We start from the raw sequence: 15,456 nt of genomic DNA, 5'->3' as shown, positions 1-15,456 counted from the left end.
GAAGGCGGGGGACATTCGCGGAGGGAAGTACCCGCTGTCCTGTGCACGCGCCCCGAACAAAAGCCTCAAGACCAACAACAAGAGGCCTGAAAGTGGAAAGCCCCCCCAAGAGACACACCCTGCGCGTGACCCCACCGCAGCTCAAAGAACTGCGCCTGCTGAAGATCGCGGTCATCCACCCCGACGACAGCGACGGCCGTCAGCTCACCCAGCAGCTGCAGCGCATCGGCTGCCAGGTGCAGGCCTTCTGGCCGCCGGTGCAGGCACTGCCCGAGGGCATCGACGTGGCTTTCATGGCGGTACAGCCCGACTTCATCAACCTGCGCTTCGAGTGGACCAAGAGCGAGGACGCGCCGGCCATCATCGCCGTCGTGACCTACGAGAACCCGACCATCGTCGAGGCCGTGCTCGAGATCGGCGCCAAGGCCGTGCTGCCCTCGCCGGTGCGCTCCTTCGGACTGTTGTCGGCGCTGGTGGTGGCGCGCGAGGCGCACAAGCAGAACCGCTCGCTCGCGCGGCGCCTGCGCAAGACCGAGGCCAAGCTGCTGGGCGTGCGGCAACTCGCGGAGGCCAAGGCGATTCTCATGAAGACGCATGGCGTGTCGGAGGGCCAGGCCTACGACCTGATCCGCGAGCAGGCGATGAGCAAGCGCGCCACCATGGAAGAGATCGCGGCCGCCATCGTCAACGCCAACGAGATCCTCTCGCTCGGCGCGCGCAAGCCCGAGGCGTCGTAAAGCCTCTCAGGTCTGGCGGAACCCCGCCAGCACCTCGAGCACCCGCAGCGTGGCGCCGTCGAGCAGCGCGCGCGGCCGGTGCGCGATGCCCAGGCGGCGCGTGAGCTTTGGCACGATCGGCAGGACCTGCAGGCGCTCGCCGAGCGCCGCGTCGGTCGTCGGCTGCAGCGGCAGCAGCGCGGCGCCATAGCCGGCCGCCACCAGGCTGCGGATGGCCGCGTCGTAGTTGAGCTCGATGCGCGCGCGCGGCGCGAAGCCCGCGGCCGCGAACCACTCCATCGTGAGCCGGTACATGTGGGTGGTCGCGTCGTTGAAGATCAGCGGCTGCCCGGCCAGCCAGGCCGGCGTGACGCGCCTGGGCGCCTTCGTGCGCTGCGGCACGAAGGCCATCATCGGCTGCGTGCGCCAGGGCGTGAACACCAGGTCGCGCAGCGGCGGCTGCGGCAGTGCCACCAGGCCGATGTCGAGCGTGCCCGCGGCCAGCCGCGCCAGCGCCTCGCCCGAGCCGAGGATCGCCACCTCGACGTCGATGCCCGCGTCCTGCGCGCCCAGCGCCTCGAGGACCTGCGGCAGCAGGTCGACCACCACGCCGGTCGATGTGCCCAGCCGCACGCGGCCGCTGCGGCCCTCGGCCTGCCGCTTGACCGCGTCGAGCGCATCGTCGGTGTCGCGCAGCAGCTTGCGCCCGCGCTCCACCAGCGCCGCGCCGGCCGCCGTGGGCGTGATGCCGCGCGCGCCGCGCACCACCAGCTTGGCATCGAGCCGCGACTCGAGTTCGGAGACATGCAGGCTGACCGTGGGCTGCGCGAGGTGCAACGCCTGCGCCGCGGCCGAGAAGCTGCCGAGGTCGGCGATCGCGATCAGGGTGCGCAGCTGGTCGAGGTTGAGGTGGCGCATGGGCGTCGAATCAGAAAAGCTGATGAGAAGTCTCAGAAATCTCAACTTCCACAATAGCACGGCGACGCCGAAGATGAGCGCACCGACACCGCAACCCCCAGGAGCCCATCGTGAAGACCGCATCGTCCCCGAGCTTTCGCCAACGCCTTCTGCATGCCCTGCGCGGCTGGCGCCGGCACGCGGCGAATCGCCGCCGGGCCCGTGCCGATGCGTGCCAGCTCGCCGGCATGAGCGAGCACGACCTGCGCGACCTCGGCGTCGGCCGCAGCGAGCTGCCGGGGCTGATGCAGCCCGCGCCCTCGCACTGCGAGCACGGCCACCGCGCAAGCTGAAGGAAGCGCGCCCCGGCCCTTGCCGCGGCCTCGATTTGAGGTCCAATGCGGGGCGTGCCAAGTCCCGCTTCCGTTTCATCCCCGCTCGTCGTCGAGCTCACTTCCCCGCAGTCGGTCGACGGCCGGCGCGCGGCCTTCCAGTCGCTGTGGCTGCTGGTGCGCATGCGCCATGCGCACGACAGCCAGACCCCGATGGTGCGGCTGGCCGACCTGCGCGGCGAGGTGTCGGACGCGAGCACGCTGCGCATGGTCGTGAGCCGTGCCTTCCGCGACTTCAAGGCCTGGGGCATCGAGGTCGGCTGGGGCGAGGACAGCACGCGCGAGCCGCGCTTCCTCAACGCCGAGCGGCGCAGCCAGGGACCGTTCTGGCTGCCGCCGGCCGAGGCGCGGCGCGTGCGCTGCGAGGTCGAGGGGCGCGCCGCGAGCGCGGCCGAGATCGCCTCGTTCCTCGGCCTGCGCGCACGCACGGGCGCTTCGGGCGGCGCCTCGGCGCCGCCCGAGGCGGTGCACCTGCAGGACGCGGCCTTCTGGAAACAGCTCGTGTCCGCGCAGCGGGCCGCGCGCCAGGGCCGGCTGATGACGCCGGTGGCCACCGGTGCCGGCGATGGCGCCGGCCAGCCGAGCGCGCTCGAGTCGATACGGCTCGCGGGCACGCTCGCGGCCAGCGGCTTCCAGCGCGCGCTGGTCACCCTCAACGAGGCCATGCTGTGGCGCCGCCTCGGCGACAACGAACAGGCGCGTCGCCAGCTCGAGGTGCTCAAGAAGCAGCGCCTCGCGCACCACGTGGCGGGCAACGACTACCTCGGCGCGATGGAATGCATCGTCTCGGCCTGGTGCGCCTACACCGCGCGCGACCTGCCGCTGGCGCAGTCGCTGCTCGGCGGCATGGCCGACGACCCGGCGCGCAGCGTGGTGCTGCGCCACCATCCCGACGTGCGCTTCGAATGGTGCAACCTGTGGGCACTCGGTTGCCGCTCGCGCGCGCTGGCGCTAGCGGCCGAGGATGCGCCGGCCGCCCGCCTGCTCGCCGAGGAATCGCTGCGCCGCTTCGGCGACGCGCTGACCGCGGCCTTCGAGTCGCACTCCTTCGATGCCGCCCAGCACGTGGCGGCCAACCTCGGCATGGCGGTGTGGCTGTTCGACCGCGTGGGCCTCGCGCTGCCCGCGCTCCCCTCGGCGCCGGCGGCCGGCCCGAAGCGGCGCGGCGATGCCTCGGCAGCGTCCGACACCACGCGCCATGCCGTGCAGTGGATCGCCTTCAGCGAATGGCTGTGCGGCCAGGCCGACGGCCAGGGCCGCTCGGCCTGGAACGCGATCTACCTGATGCGCATCGCGCGCGGCCACTGCGGCGCCGAGCCCCGGCCCACGCTCGCGCAGTTCCGCGCCCAGGCACCGCTCGACCCGGCCGCGATCTCGGCGCTGGCCGGTCCGCTCGCCGATGCCTTCGACGCCACGCACTGGCCCGCGCGCTGGGTCGAGGTGGCGCAGGCACGGCTGGCCGACCACCAGGCCGGCCGGCGCCGCTACCCGGGCCTGCAGCATTGCAGCCTGCTGTTCGAGCATGCGTGGTACGCGGCCCATGCGGGCGACCTGAAGGCGGCCGAGCGCTCGCTGGCCACCTTGCGCGAAGCGCTGCCGCAGCTGGTGCCCAGCGACCGCGCCTACTTCGCCGAGTCGTGGAACGACGGCCTGCCCGCCGAACTGGTGCTCGAGGCGAAGCCCCCGCGACGGCCGGCGGCGCGGCCGAGGAAGGCCGCGCGCTGAAGCGGCCTCAGCCGCGCGCCGCGATGCAGTCGATCTCGATGTCGAAGGGCCCGAACCAGGCCGGCACGCAGACGAAGATGCGCGCGGGCGGCGACTCGGGAAAGTAGCGCGCATAGACCGCGTTGACCGCGGCGAACTTCTCCGCCGAGGTGCAGTACACGTTGCACTTGAGCGCATTCGCGAGCGACGAGCCCGCCGTCTCCAGGCACAGCTTCAGCTGTTCGAGCACCAGCTCGGCCTGCCGCTCGACCGAGGCGCCGACAGCCACCTGCCCGGTCTCGGGATCGAAGGGCGGCAGGCCCGAGACATAGACGGTGTCGCCATGGCGCGTGACGATGGAGGCCGGTGCCTTCCAGCGATCGAGCCAGGTGGAGAGGGGTTCGACACGGATGACTTCGCGCGCGGGCATGGGGGTCCTTCTGTTGCGGTGGATGACGATGGCCGCGATGGTGCGGCCTTCGTCCCCCGCACGCTTCGTCCCGCGACGAAGCGTTCAGCCGCCCGTGCCCATGCCCAGTGCCAGCCGCACGCGCTCGCGCAGCACCGGCAGCACCTCGCTCTCGAACCACGGATGGCGCTGCTGCCAGCCGGTGTTGCGCGGCGAGGGATGCGGCAGCGGGATGACGCGCGGCGCGAATTCCGCGAAGGCGCGCACGGTCTCGGTCACGCCGTCGCGCGCCCGGCTGCCCAGGTGGCGGCGCTGCGCGTACTGGCCGATCAGCAGCGTGAGCTCGACGCGCGGCATCTGCGCCAGCAGCCGCTCGTGCCACAGCGGCGCGCACTCCTTGCGCGGCGGCAGGTCGCCGCTGGTGCCGCGGCCCGGGTAGCAGAAGCCCATGGGCACGAGCGCGATGCGCGAGGCGTCGTAGAACAGTTCGCGCTCCACGCCGAGCCAGCGCCGCAGCTGGTCGCCGCTGCGGTCGTCCCAGGGCACGCCCGTGCGGTGCACCGTCATGCTCGGGGCCTGGCCGACGATCAGCAGCCGCGCCTGCGCGCCGGCCTGCACCACCGGGCGCGGGCCCAGCGGCAGATGCACCTCGCAGACGCGGCAGGCGCGGATCTCGGCGAGCAGCGGCTCCACGCGCTTCAGCGGCCGAAGGGCTTGAAGAAGGCGTTGAGCTCGGCCCCGGGCGCGGCGTCGGCGAAGCCGTCGAAGCGCCCCTCGTCGACCAGCGTGCGCGCGGCGCGGATGAATCCGCCCCAGGCCGCGCGCGCCATCGCGCCGCCCACACTGACGCGGCGCACGCCGAGCGCCTCGATGTCCTTCATCGTGAGTTCGCTGGTCGCGCCGACCAGCAGGTTCACCGGCTTGGGCGCGACCGCCGCGACCACGGCCGCGATCTGCTCGCGCGTCTTGATGCCGGGCGCATAGAGGCAGTCGGCGCCGGCCTCGGCATAGGCCCTGAGGCGCGCGATCGCGTCGTCGAGGTCGGGCCGGCCGGCGAAGAAGTTCTCGGCGCGACCGATCAGCAGCGTGTCGCCGCCCGCCGCATCGATGGCGCCGCGCGCGGCGCGCATGCGCTCGACCGCGACCTCGATGGGGAACAGCGGCGCATCGGCGTTGCCGGTCGAGTCCTCGATCGACAGGCCGGCCACGCCGGTCTCGACCGCGAGCCGCACGCTCCGGGCCACGGCCTGCGGATCGGCGCCGAAGCCGTTCTCGAAGTCGGCATTGACCGGCAGCGAGGTCGCGGCCACCAGTTCGCGCAGGTGCGCGAGCACCGCGTCGCGCGCGATGGCGCCGTCGGCCTGGCCGTGCGACCAGGCGAAGCCCGAGCTGGTGGTGGCGAGCGCCTTGTAGCCCAGGCCTTCGAGGTAGCGCGCGCTGCCGGTATCCCACGGGTTGGGGATGACGAAGCAGCCCTGGGCATGCAGCGCGCGGAAGGCCGCGCGTTTCTCGGCGACGGTAGGGTTCGTGGGGGTCATGGAGTCTCTTCCTTCTTTCGATGAAATTCGATGCCGGGGCGGCGAAGGGCGCGAAGCCGTTCAGGATAAGCCAGCGCCCGGCTGCGAAGCGCCGGGCGGATGGGCCAGCAGGTGGTCGATGAAGGCGCGCACCGCCGGCAGCATGCCGCGGCGCGTGGCGAAGGCCGCCTGGATCTCGCTCGCGGTGCAGGCCCAGTCGGGAAACAGGCGCACCAGGCGGCCCTCGCGCAGCGCGTCGCGGCACAGGATCTCGGGCAGCAGCGCCACGCCCAGGCCCTGCAGCGCCACGTGCCGGAGCGCGAACATGTCGTCGGTGACCAGGCGCGGCACGAAGCCCAGCTCGTGCACCTGCCTGCCGCGCTCCAGCCGCCACAGGTGGCGCTCGCCGGTGTCGGGCAGCGAGAGCATCGGCCACGCGGCCAGGTCGTCGAGGCTCGCGGGCGTGCCCAGGCGCTCGAGCAGCGCCGGGCTCGCGAGCAGCACGTCGACCGTGCGGCCCAGCGGCCGCGCGACCAGGCTCGAATCCTCGAACGGCGGGCGCCGCACGCGCAGCACCACGTCGACGTTCTCCTGCAGCGGATCGACGCGCCGGTGGCTCACTTTCAGCGAGAGCCGCACCTCGGGAAAGGCGCGCATGAAATCGGGGATCAGCGGCGTGAGCCAGAACTGCGCGAGCGTGAAGGGCGCGCTCACGCGCAGCGGCCCCTGCGGCCGCGCGACGGCCTGGCGCACCACGTCGAAGGCCTCCTCGCCCGCGGCCACCGTGGCCTGGCAGCGCTCGTAGAACTGCTCGCCGACATGGGTCAGCAGCAGCCGGCGCGAACTGCGCTGCAACAGCCGCACGCCCAGCCGTTCCTCGAGCTGCGCGACGCGGCGGCTCAGGCGCGACTTGGGAATGCCCAGGTGCCGGCTCGCGGCGCTGAAGCCCTGCTGCTGCACCACGTGCGCGAACAGCGCGAGGTCGTTGAAATCGTCCATGTCTCCTGTTCCGCTGGCAGAACGATCCGTTCTTTTTTGGCGGATTGTTGTCGCTTCGTTCCATCAGCATCATCGATCGCCTCGTATCGGTCAATGTCCACGCCCATGAAAATCGCCAGCTTCCATCACCGCGGAGCCCTTCGCTTCGGCGTGGTCCGAAACGACGAAGTGCTCGACGCCAGCGCCCTGCCCGGCGCGCCGGCCGGCGTGCGCGAGCTGCTGGCGCGCGGCGACGAGGGCCTGGCCTGGCTGCGCGCGGCCATCGAGACGGCGCCGCGCCTGCCGCTGGCCGATGTGAAGCTCGCGGCGCCGGTGCCCGCGCCGCGCAAGTTCCTCGGCCTCGGCGGCAACTACGCCTCGCACCTCGAGGAGGCCGCGAAGCTGGGCCTCGTGCGGCCGCCGGGACAGGTGTGGTTCAACAAGCAGGTGTCGTGCGTGGCCGGCCCCTTCGACGAGGTGCACCGGCCGCGCGTGTCGGCGCAGTTCGACTACGAGGGCGAGCTCGGCGTGGTCATCGGCCGGCGCTGCCGCCATGTGCGCGCCGAGGAAGCGATGGCCATGGTCGCGGGCTACGTGGTGATCAACGACATGAGCGTGCGCGACTGGCAGCTGCGCGCGCCCACGCACACCCTGGGCAAGTCCTTCGATACCCACGGCCCCTTCGGCCCCTGGCTGGTGACGCGCGACGAGATTCCCGATCCGCATGCGCTGCGGCTGCGCACCTGGGTCAACGGCGAGCTGCGCCAGGACGGCAACACCGCCGGGATGATCCATCGCATCGAGGCCATGCTGGTCGAGCTGAGCACCGCCTTCACGCTCGAGCCCGGCGACGTGCTGAGCACCGGCAGCCCCGCCGGCGTCGGCGGCCTGATGGACCCGCCGCGCTACCTGGTGGCGGGCGACGTGGTGCGCGTGGAGATCGAGGGCATCGGCCACATCGAGAACCGCGTGGTGCAAGAACCCCTGGAGACCGCCCGATGAACGCCCCCCAGCGCACCCTGCCCGACCTCGCCTCCTCCGCACTGCGGCCCGTGAAGCTCGCCCACGTGGTGCTGCGCGTGGCCGAGCTCGCGCGTTCGCGCGCCTGGTACCTCGCGGTGCTGCAGGCGCGCGTGGCCTTCGAGAACGAGATGCTGTGCTTCCTGAGCTACGACGACGAGCACCACCGCATCGGCCTGATCGCGCGCCCCGACCTCGGCCGCGAGGCCGATGCGAACACCGGGCTCGAGCACATCGCCTTCACCTACGGCTCGCTGGCCGCGCTGCTCGCCAACCACCGTCGGCTGGCCGCGCTCGGCATCGTGCCCTACTGGTGCATCAACCACGGGCCGACGATCTCGATGTACTACCGCGACCCCGACGGCCATCGGCTCGAGCTGCAGCACGACGTGTTCGAGACCGCCGCCGAGGTCGATGCCTTCTTCGCGGGCGGTGCCTATGCCGAGAACTTCATGGGCGTGGTGTTCGACCCCGCGGACCTGGCCGCGCGCTTCGAGGCCGGCGAGCCGCTGGCCTCGCTGACCGCGCGGCCCGGCCTGCCAGTAGGCAAGGGGCCGTGGGACATGTTCGTGCCCTGACAAGGTGTGGGGCGGGCTCAGCACTCGACCACGTTGACCGCGAGCCCGCCGAGCGAAGTCTCCTTGTAGGTCGACTTCATGTCCTCGCCGGTCTGCTTCATGGTGCGGATCACGGCGTCGAGCGAGACATAGTGGCTGCCGTCGCCGCGCAGCGCCATGCGCGCCGCGTTGATGGCCTTCACCGCGCCCATCGCATTGCGTTCCACGCAGGGGATCTGCACCATGCCGCCGACCGGGTCGCAGGTCAGGCCGAGGTTGTGCTCCATGCCGATCTCGGCCGCGTTCTCGACCTGCGCCGGCGTGCCGCCGAGCACCGCGGCCAGCGCACCGGCGGCCATCGAGCAGGCCACGCCGACCTCGCCCTGGCAGCCGACCTCGGCGCCCGAGATCGAGGCGTTGGTCTTGTAGAGCATGCCGATCGCCGCGGCCGTGAGCAGGAAGTCGACGATGCCCGCGTCGCTCGCATTCGGCACGAAGCGCTGGTAGTAGTGCATCACGGCCGGCACCACGCCGGCCGCGCCGTTGGTGGGCGCGGTCACCACGCGGCCGCCGGCCGCGTTCTCCTCGTTCACGGCCATCGCGAAGGCATTGACCCAGTCCATGGCCGCGAGCGGATCGGCCGCGCCGGCCTGCGCCAGCAGCTCGCGGTGCAGCTCGCCCGCGCGCCGGCGCATGCGCAGCGGGCCGGGCAGCGCTTGGGCGGCCAGCGGGTTGTCGATGCCGAAGCCGCGCTGCACGCACTGCTGCATCACGCCCCAGATGCGCAGCAGGCCCGCGCGCACCTCGGCCTCGGGGCGCCAGGCGCATTCGTTGCGCAGCACCAGCGCGGCCACCGAGAGGCCGTTCTCCCGGCATTGCGCCATCAGTTCGTCGCCCGTCGAGAACGGATGCGGCACCGCCACCGCCGCGGTCTGGGCCACGGCCTGGCCGCCCTCGACGACGAAGCCGCCGCCGACCGAGAAATAGCTGCCCTCGGCGAGCACCGCATCGTCGGTGGCGAAGGCGGTGAAGCGCATCGCGTTGGGATGCTCGGGCAGCGACTCCTCGCCGCGAAACACGATGTCGCGCACGCGGTCGAAGGCGATCGGCGTGGTGCCGAGCAGCATCAGCGTGCCGGTGCGGCGCAGCGCCTCGAGCCGCGGCTGCACGGTCTCGGGTCGCACCGTGTCGGGCGCGTCGCCGAACAGGCCGAGGATCACGCCCTGGTCGGTCGCATGGCCGTGGCCGGTGGCGCCGAGCGAGCCGAACAGGTCGACGCGCAATCGCGCGACGCGCGCGAGCAGGCCCCGCTGCTCGAGCGAGCGCGCGAACAGCAGCGCCGCGCGCATCGGGCCCACGGTGTGCGAGCTCGAGGGCCCGATGCCGATCTTGAAGATGTCGAAGGCGGACAGCATCAGCGCATCATGCGGCCGGAAGCTGCTGCTTGACCAGTGCCACCCAGTAGGCCGCGCCCAGCGGCAGGATGTTGTCGTTGAAGTCGTAGTAGGGGTTGTGGACGTTCGGATCGTTCGGGCCCTCGCCCGCGCCGATGCCGATGTAGGCGCCCGGGCGCTTCTGCAGCATGAAGGCGAAGTCCTCCGAGCCCATGGCCGGCGGGATGTCGGTCAGCACCTGTTCGCGCTCGACCAGGCTGGCGGCCGCGGCGATCGCGGCATCGGTCTCGGCCGGCGTGTTGACCACACCCGGATAGCCGCGGCGGTAGTCGAGCGCCACCTTCGCGCCGTGGGTGGTGGCCACGCCCTCGCAGATCTGCTGCATCGCGGCCTGGGTCTTGTCCTGGATCGCGGCGTCGAGCGTGCGCACGGTGCCGCGCAGCACCACGGTCTCGGGGATCACGTTCCAGGTGTCGCCGCCATGGATCTGCGTGACGCTGACCACGGCCGAGTCGGTGGCGCCGGTGCGGCGGCTCACGATGGTCTGCAGCGCATTGATGAGCTGCGCGGCGACCACCACCGAGTCGATGCCGGTCTCGGGCATGGCGCCATGGCTACCCTTGCCGGTGACCACGATCTCGAAGGTGTCGAGGTAGGCCGTCATGGTGCCCTTGCGGATCGCGAAGCGGCCGCGCGGCAGGCTCGGGAAGTTGTGCATGCCGTAGACGGCATCGGCGGGGAACTGGTCGAACAGGCCTTCCTCGACCATCACGCGGCCGCCGCCCTCGTTCTCCTCGGCCGGCTGGAACACGAAGTGCACCGTGCCCTTGAAGGGCTTGTGGCGCGACAGGTGCTCGGCCGCGCCGAGCAGCATCGCGGTGTGGCCGTCGTGGCCGCAGGCGTGCATCTTGCCCACGCACTTCGAGGCATGGGCCTGCGTTCCCAGCTCCTGCATGTTGAGCGCGTCGAGGTCGGCGCGCAGCGCGATGCTCGGACCGTCGCCGTTCGAAAGCGTGCCGACCACGCCGGTGCCGGCCAGGCCGCGGTGCACCGGCAGGCCCATCAACATCAGCGCATTGGCGACCACGTTGGCGGTGCGGTGCTCCTCGAACGCGGTCTCGGGATTGGCGTGGATGTCGCGGCGCCAGGCCTGCATGCGCGCGCGGGTGTCTTCGGCGATTTCGGGGTCGCGGTACATGGTGGGGTTCTCTCGTGGGGTCAGTGGAAGAATTCGGCGATCAGGGTAGCGCCGAGGAAGGTACCGGCCGTGGCGGTCAGCGACACCACCACGATGCGCCAGCCGAGCTGGCGGAACACCGGCAGGTCCTTCGCGACCGAGAAGCCGGCCAGCGCGAGCACCGGCGTGGTGAAGGCCAGGAAGTTGAGCTTGGCGGTGAGCGCGATCAGCGCGTCGGAGAACGGCAGCAGCCCCGGGATGCCCACCACCGTGGCCACCACCGACAGCACCAGCACCATCGGCAGGCGCGGCACCAGGCGCTTGAGGCCCTCGACCGCCAGCGCGATCGCCACCACGGCCAGCATGCCCTCGAGCGAGACCAGGAGCGGCACCTTGTAGGTCAGCGAGTTGCCGATCAGCACGCCGCCGCCCACCACGGCCCAGGCGATCAGCGTGTCGCGCAGCGGCAGCGCGCCGCCATGCGCCACGCTGACCTGCGACATGGCGGAGGTGCCCGCATCGGTCGCGCCGCGCTTCGAGAAGCGGCCCAGCACCGGCTCGAGCTTGCCGTAGAGCCACGAGCACAGCGGCAGCGAGAGGAACAGCGTGAAGTAGAAGCCCGCGACCGTGGTCAGCAGGTTCGAGGCGGCGGCGATGGCCGTGAGCTGCGGCAGCATCTCGGCCGGCTGCTGCGCGGCGATGGCGCCGAGCGCGGCCGCCATCAGGCTGCCCGAGCCCACGCCGGCGCCCATGGCCAGCGAGCGCGGATCGAAGACGTGCAGGCTGGCGATGAAGCCCGCCAGCACCGCGATGAACAGCGCGCCCAGCACGGTGCCGGTGATGTATTCGGCCAGCACGCCGCGGCCCTCGGGCGAGGCCATGCCGTACTTCTCGCCGATGATCACGAGGTTGCCCTCACGCCCCACCGAGAAGGTGGCGCCCACGGCCTCGCGCTTGATGCCCAGCAGCAGCGCCAGCGGCAGGCCCAGCGCCAGGGTGCCGAGCGCATGGCCGAACTCCTGGAACAGCAGCGCCCAGCCGGCCTGCTTGACCTGCGGCAGCGCGGCGCCGACCGTGAGGCCCAGCTTCACCACGAACAGCAGCAGGCCGGCGTTGAGCAGGCCGCCCGCGAAGGACTGCTCGGCGGTGGCGACGCGCGCCACGCCCGGCACGCGGCGGTACGCGATGCCCCAGGCCGCGGCGATCAGCAGCGCCCACAGCATCGGCAGCAGCGCCACCTTGCCCGGGCCGACGCTGAACTGCACCGGGCCGACCAGCTCGGCCACGGCCACGATGGCCAGCGTGACGGCCACGAGCTTGAGTTTTCCGGAAGCGCCGGAGGGCGCGGCCGTGACGGGAACGGAGGCGGCGGAGGTCATGGTGGGGCGTCGGTCTGGAGCCGTGGGTGAAGCCTTTGCTGGCGGATGGCGGCGAGTTTCTCCATGTAGGCCTATTGCATCAATGACCGCAAATCGGGATATTCGATGCATTGAATGCAACACTCAGGAGACCGGGCATGGACGACAGGCTCGACACGCGCCGCGTGCGCTACTTCATGCAGGTGCTCGACAGCGGCTCGGTGCGCGGCGCGGCCGACGTGCTCGACATGGACCCCTCGGCCGTCAGCCGCGCGATCGGCATCCTCGAGCAGGAGTGCGGCGTGCCGCTGCTCGAGCGCCATGGCCGCGGCGTGGTGCCCACCGACGCGGGCGAGATGCTGGCCGGCTACGTGCGCCGGCAGAACAGCCAGAAGCAGCACCTGATGGCGCAGATGGACAGCATCCGCAAGATCGAGCGCGGCCACATCGACATCGTGGCGGGCGAGGGCTATGTGGACTGGCTGATGCGCCACAGCCTGCGCGAGTTCATGACCACGCATCCGAAGATCACCATCGACCTCGACGTGGCCAGCACCGACGAGATCGTGCGCCGCGTGGTCGAGGAGCGCGCCCACATCGGCATGCTGTTCCAGCCGCCGCGGGACGAGCGGCTGACCTCGCACCAGTCGCATCCGCAGCCGATCCAGGCGCTGGTGCTGCGCTCGCATCCGCTCGCGCAACTGGGCCGGCCGCTCAAGCTCGCCGACCTGCTGCCCTACCCGGGCGCCACGCTGCACCGCAACTTCGGCGTGCGCCAGCACATCGAGGCAGCCGAGATCAGCGAGGGCGTGCGGCTGCCTTCGGTGCTGACCACCACCTCGTTCAGCGCGCTCGGCCATTTCGTCTCGGCCGGGCTGGGCTACACGCTGGGCACGCGGATCTCGCTGACGCCGAATGCCGACCACCCCGAGCTGATCGAGCTGCCGATGAAGAACCCGCTGCTGTCGCAGGGCCGCTCGCACATCGTGTCGCGCCACGGACGCCTGCTGTCGCCGGCCGCGGCCGAGCTGCTGCGCTGCGTGGTGCGCGACATGAAGCGCTACGCGGACGCCGGGCCGGCCAAGGTTCGCAAGCCGGCGCCACGCGCGCGCGCGGGCTGAGGGGCGCGCGGGGAGATCGTTGCGCGCGGCGGGCTTCGGTGGTCTGATCGCCGCCATGTCCTACCTGCTCCCGCTCTTCGTCCACCTGCTGTGCGCCGCCTTCTGGGTCGGCGGCATGGCCCTCATGCACTTCGCGGTGCGCCCGGCCGCCGTCGCCACGCTCGAGCCGCCGCTGCGCCTGCGCATGATGGCCGCGACCCTGCGGCGCTTCTTCGTCGGGGTCGATGCCTCGGTCACGCTGCTGTTCGTGACGGGCGTGGCGATGATCCTGGCCACGGGCGGCTTCCGCGGCGTGCACTGGCGCGTCGAGGCGATGATGGGCATCGCGATCGTGATGGCCGCGATCTACGTCTACATCCGCGCCTCGGTATTCCGCGCGATGCGGCGCGCGGTCGACGACGGCGCCTGGCCGGTGGCCGCGGGCCGGCTCGACCTGGTGCGCAAGCTCGTGAGCCTGAACCTGGTGCTGGGCGTGGCGGTGTTCGCGGTCGCGGTGCTCGGGCGCGGTTAGGCCGCTGGCCCCTTGAGCTCGACGCCGTTGCCGTCGGGGTCGCGCAGATAGATCGAGGGCCCCGTGCCCTCGGCCCCGTAGTTGTTCTGCACCTCGCCATCGACCTCGACGCCATGGCGCGCCATGCGCTCGCGGATCGCGGCCTCGTCGAAGGGCTCGATGCGCAGGCACAGGTGGTCGAGGTTGCGGCCCTCGCGGCCGGCCAGCGCACCACCCGCGCGGCCCAGCTTGCCGTCGTGCGCGACGAGGTCGATCAGGCTTGCGCCCGCGCGCAGGTGCACCAGGCCGAGGTCGTCGCGCCGCTTGTCGACCGTGCAGCCGAGCACGCCGACATAGAAGGCGATGGAACGCTCGGCATCGCGCACGCGCAGCACCAGGTGATCGATGCGCCGCAGCGCGAACGGCGCGGCATCGGAAGGATCGTGCGGGCGGGTCATGCCCGCCAGTGTGTCAGACCACGCCCGCGGCGCGCAACGCCTCGAAACGCGCCGCGTCGATGCCCAGCTCGCCGAGCACCTCACGCGTGTGCTGGCCCAGCGCGGGCGGCGCACGGCGCAGCACCGGCGGCGTGGCCGACAGGCGCAGCGGGCTCGCCACGCCGGTGATGGCCGTGATGCCGTCGCCCGCGTCGCGCGGCAGCGTGACCGCGAGGCCGCGCGCCTTGACCTGCGCATCGTCGAAGGCCTGCGCGATGTCGTTGATCGGGCCGCAGGGCACGGCCTTGTCCTCGAGCAGCGCGACCCAGTCGGCCGTGGTGCGCGTGCGCGTGAGCTCCTCCATCATCGGGATCAGCACGCCGCGGTGCTTCACGCGCAGGGTGTTGCTCGCGAAGCGCGCGTCGCTGGCCCAGCCGGGCTGGCCCGCGGCCTCGCAGAAGCGCGCGAACTGGCCGTTGTTGCCGATCGCCAGCAGCATCGCGCCATCCAGCGTCGGGAAGTCCTGATAGGGCGCGAGGCTCGGATGGGTGTTGCCCTGGCGCGCCGGCGCCTTGCCGGTGTTGAGGAAGGCGCTGGCCTGGTTGGCGAGGATCGCCATGCCCACGTCGAGCAGCGCCATGTCGATGTGCTGGCCTTCGCCAGTGCGGTGCCGCACCTGCAGCGCGGCGAGGATCGCGGTGCTCGCGTAGACGCCGGTGAAGATGTCGGTGAGCGCGACGCCCACGCGCAACGGGCCGCCGCCGGGCTCGCCGTCGGGGCGGCCGGTGATGCTCATCATGCCGGTCATGGCCTGGATCATCAGGTCGTAGCCCGCGCGCTCGGCATAGGGGCCGTCGTTGCCGAAGCCGGTGACGCTGCAGTAGATGAGCCGCGGGTTGGCACGGCGCAGCGTCTCCTGGTCGAGGCCGTACTGCTTCAGGCCGCCGGTCTTGAAGTTCTCCACCACCACGTCGGCCTGCGCCGCCATCTGCCTGAGCAGCGCCTGGCCGTCGGGCGTGGCCATGTCGATGGTGACCGAGCGCTTGTTGCGGTTGCAGGCGGTGAAGTAGCTGGCCTGGTCGCTGTCGTTGCCGTTCGCGTCCTTCACGAAGGGCGGGCCCCAGGTGCGGGTGTCGTCGCCGACGCCGGGACGCTCGATCTTGACGACATCGGCGCCCAGGTCCGCGAGGATCTGCGTGCACCACGGGCCCGCGAGCACGCGGGACAGATCGAGAACCTTGATGCCGTCGAGGGCTGCTTGGGTCATGTCGGGAATGCGGGGGCAGAAC

17 protein-coding genes are annotated in these 15,456 nt (G+C 71.8%); 7 read left to right on the top strand and 10 right to left on the bottom strand.

Annotated elements, in window-relative coordinates:
• Positions 1-92: 92 nt before the first annotated feature.
• Positions 93-737 carry an ANTAR domain-containing response regulator gene (locus tag ACODT0_RS35290; protein WP_261212271.1) on the top strand — a complete coding sequence of 215 codons (645 nt, stop codon included), beginning with the start codon at positions 93-95 and terminating at the stop codon, positions 735-737.
• A gap of 6 nt (positions 738-743) precedes the next feature.
• Here the strand turns inward: ACODT0_RS35290 and ACODT0_RS35285 are convergent, their stop codons facing one another.
• Positions 744-1,634, bottom strand: a complete 891-nt coding sequence (locus ACODT0_RS35285; RefSeq protein WP_489043372.1) for a LysR family transcriptional regulator — start codon at positions 1,632-1,634, stop codon at positions 744-746.
• A gap of 110 nt (positions 1,635-1,744) precedes the next feature.
• Between ACODT0_RS35285 and ACODT0_RS35280 the strand changes: the two genes are divergently transcribed.
• Together ACODT0_RS35280 and ACODT0_RS35275 are read left to right on the top strand one after the other, a co-directional pair.
• Entirely contained in the window at positions 1,745-1,966 is a 222-nt protein-coding gene (locus tag ACODT0_RS35280; protein ID WP_057598545.1) for a DUF1127 domain-containing protein, read from the top strand.
• 54 nt (positions 1,967-2,020) lie between these two features.
• Positions 2,021-3,730 (top strand): hypothetical protein, encoded by a 1,710-nt coding sequence (locus tag ACODT0_RS35275; RefSeq protein ID WP_489043371.1) that lies wholly within the window; start codon positions 2,021-2,023, stop codon positions 3,728-3,730.
• A 7-nt stretch (positions 3,731-3,737) separates the two neighbouring features.
• Here the strand turns inward: ACODT0_RS35275 and ACODT0_RS35270 are convergent, their stop codons facing one another.
• From ACODT0_RS35270 to ACODT0_RS35255, 4 genes are all read right to left on the bottom strand, one after another.
• Complete coding sequence (locus tag ACODT0_RS35270) at positions 3,738-4,139, bottom strand: RidA family protein (protein WP_208511139.1); 402 nt, start codon at positions 4,137-4,139, stop codon at positions 3,738-3,740.
• A gap of 84 nt (positions 4,140-4,223) precedes the next feature.
• Positions 4,224-4,811 (bottom strand): uracil-DNA glycosylase family protein, encoded by a 588-nt coding sequence (locus ACODT0_RS35265; RefSeq protein WP_057592366.1) that lies wholly within the window; start codon positions 4,809-4,811, stop codon positions 4,224-4,226.
• Positions 4,812-4,816: 5 nt separating this feature from the next.
• A complete protein-coding gene (locus ACODT0_RS35260) occupies positions 4,817-5,656 on the bottom strand; it encodes an isocitrate lyase/PEP mutase family protein (RefSeq protein WP_489043370.1) in 840 nt (279 codons plus the stop codon).
• 60 nt (positions 5,657-5,716) lie between these two features.
• On the bottom strand, positions 5,717-6,634 hold the full coding sequence (locus ACODT0_RS35255; RefSeq protein WP_489043369.1) for a LysR substrate-binding domain-containing protein: 918 nt from the start codon (positions 6,632-6,634) through the stop codon (positions 5,717-5,719).
• Positions 6,635-6,739: 105 nt separating this feature from the next.
• On the opposite strand from ACODT0_RS35255, the gene ACODT0_RS35250 reads away from it, so the two are divergent.
• On the top strand, positions 6,740-7,615 hold the full coding sequence (locus tag ACODT0_RS35250; protein WP_489043368.1) for a fumarylacetoacetate hydrolase family protein: 876 nt from the start codon (positions 6,740-6,742) through the stop codon (positions 7,613-7,615).
• On the top strand, positions 7,612-8,211 hold the full coding sequence (locus ACODT0_RS35245; protein ID WP_489043367.1) for a VOC family protein: 600 nt from the start codon (positions 7,612-7,614) through the stop codon (positions 8,209-8,211). Before ACODT0_RS35250 ends, ACODT0_RS35245 begins: the two co-directional genes overlap by 4 nt.
• Positions 8,212-8,228: 17 nt before the next feature.
• Here the strand turns inward: ACODT0_RS35245 and ACODT0_RS35240 are convergent, their stop codons facing one another.
• From ACODT0_RS35240 to ACODT0_RS35230, 3 genes are read right to left on the bottom strand one after another with little or no spacing between them, the layout of a single operon-like run.
• A complete protein-coding gene (locus ACODT0_RS35240; protein ID WP_413764582.1) occupies positions 8,229-9,608 on the bottom strand; it encodes an L-serine ammonia-lyase in 1,380 nt (459 codons plus the stop codon).
• A gap of 4 nt (positions 9,609-9,612) precedes the next feature.
• Complete coding sequence (locus tag ACODT0_RS35235) at positions 9,613-10,782, bottom strand: M20 aminoacylase family protein (protein ID WP_489043366.1); 1,170 nt, start codon at positions 10,780-10,782, stop codon at positions 9,613-9,615.
• 20 nt (positions 10,783-10,802) lie between these two features.
• The gene (locus ACODT0_RS35230) at positions 10,803-12,140 is read right to left on the bottom strand and encodes a DUF3100 domain-containing protein (RefSeq protein ID WP_296732753.1); all 1,338 of its coding nucleotides are present in this window, start codon (positions 12,138-12,140) and stop codon (positions 10,803-10,805) included.
• A 137-nt stretch (positions 12,141-12,277) separates the two neighbouring features.
• On the opposite strand from ACODT0_RS35230, the gene ACODT0_RS35225 reads away from it, so the two are divergent.
• Both ACODT0_RS35225 and ACODT0_RS35220 read left to right on the top strand, forming a co-directional pair.
• Positions 12,278-13,240 (top strand): LysR family transcriptional regulator, encoded by a 963-nt coding sequence (locus ACODT0_RS35225; RefSeq protein WP_261212253.1) that lies wholly within the window; start codon positions 12,278-12,280, stop codon positions 13,238-13,240.
• Between the two features lie 55 nt (positions 13,241-13,295).
• Positions 13,296-13,751: a CopD family protein gene (locus tag ACODT0_RS35220; RefSeq protein ID WP_057592357.1), complete on the top strand. Its 456-nt coding sequence runs from the start codon at positions 13,296-13,298 to the stop codon at positions 13,749-13,751.
• Here the strand turns inward: ACODT0_RS35220 and ACODT0_RS35215 are convergent.
• Together ACODT0_RS35215 and ACODT0_RS35210 are read right to left on the bottom strand one after the other, a co-directional pair.
• Complete coding sequence (locus ACODT0_RS35215; RefSeq protein WP_489043365.1) at positions 13,748-14,188, bottom strand: VOC family protein; 441 nt, start codon at positions 14,186-14,188, stop codon at positions 13,748-13,750. The two genes, ACODT0_RS35220 and ACODT0_RS35215, sit on opposite strands and share 4 nt — an antisense overlap.
• A 13-nt stretch (positions 14,189-14,201) precedes the next feature.
• Positions 14,202-15,434, bottom strand: a complete 1,233-nt coding sequence (locus tag ACODT0_RS35210) for a CaiB/BaiF CoA transferase family protein (RefSeq protein ID WP_489043364.1) — start codon at positions 15,432-15,434, stop codon at positions 14,202-14,204.
• Between the last annotated feature and the right edge of the window lie 22 nt (positions 15,435-15,456).

The sequence above is a fragment of the Variovorax sp. FG153 genome (assembly GCF_057809595.1).
Note: the sequence above shows the minus strand (reverse complement) of the source record. Positions and strands in the feature narration are given on the sequence as shown.